Here is a 959-nt window from a genome sequence, read left to right as displayed (position 1 = left end):
TTAACCTCGCCACGCAGCACTAACTCGCAGGCTCATTCTTCAAAAGGCACGCCATCACCCAACAAAGTGAGCTCTGACGGCTTGTAGGCACACGGTTTCAGGTACTCTTTCACTCCCCTCCCGGGGTACTTTTCATCTTTCCCTCACGGTACTCGTCCGCTATCGGTCTTCAGGAAGTATTTAGGCTTACCGGGTGGTCCCGGCAGATTCACAGCAAATTCCACGAGCTCGCTGCTACTCGGGAACACCACCAAGACCTACCACGACAGCTTTCGCGTACGGGGCTCTCACCCGCTCCGGCCGCCCGTCCCAAGGCGTTCCGCTAACCATCGAGTACATCCGGAGAAATGTCAGTCTCTCCAAGGTGGGTCCCACAACACCGCCTGCACAACGCCTGACAGCTTGACATGCAAACGGTTTAGCCTCTTCCGCTTTCGCTCGCCACTACTCACGGAATCACTTTTGTTTTCTCTTCCTGCGGGTACTGAGATGTTTCACTTCCCCGCGTTCCCTCCGCACCGGCTATATATTCACCGGCGGGTAACACCACATCACTGGTGCTGGGTTTCCCCATTCGGAAATCCTCGGATCACAGCTCGGTTGACAGCTCCCCGAGGCATATCGCAGCCTCCCACGTCCTTCATCGGCTCCTGAAGCCAAGACATCCACCATGTGCCCTTAACAACTTGACCACAAAGATGCTCGCATCCACTCTACAGTTCTCAAACACCACACCAGAAACAACGTGTGTTGCCTCAGGACCCAACAGCGTGCCAATGAACAACCCACCACCCGGATCGACGACCGGCCTTCCACGCGGCAAGCCGCAGTACTAACCGGCGGTCTCAACCACCGCGATGAGCCTTAACCAGTAGTTCCACAATTCCTTGAGCAACCCGAACAGACCTGCATTCGAGGCCTAAGCACGGGCCACTCCGCCGAGGTTGGTCCGGGTATCC

Annotated in this window: 1 rRNA gene; it reads right to left on the bottom strand. The window is 56.5% G+C overall.

Going from position 1 to position 959, the window contains the following annotated elements:
* A 23S ribosomal RNA gene (locus ACFORO_RS33445) occupies positions 1 to 692 on the bottom strand; the annotation flags it as partial.
* Positions 693 to 959: the final 267 nt, after the last annotated feature.

It is taken from the genome of Amycolatopsis halotolerans (genome assembly GCF_042647905.1).
GTDB lineage: Bacteria > Actinomycetota > Actinomycetes > Mycobacteriales > Pseudonocardiaceae > Amycolatopsis > Amycolatopsis halotolerans.
This window is presented reverse-complemented; position numbering and strand designations above follow the sequence as displayed.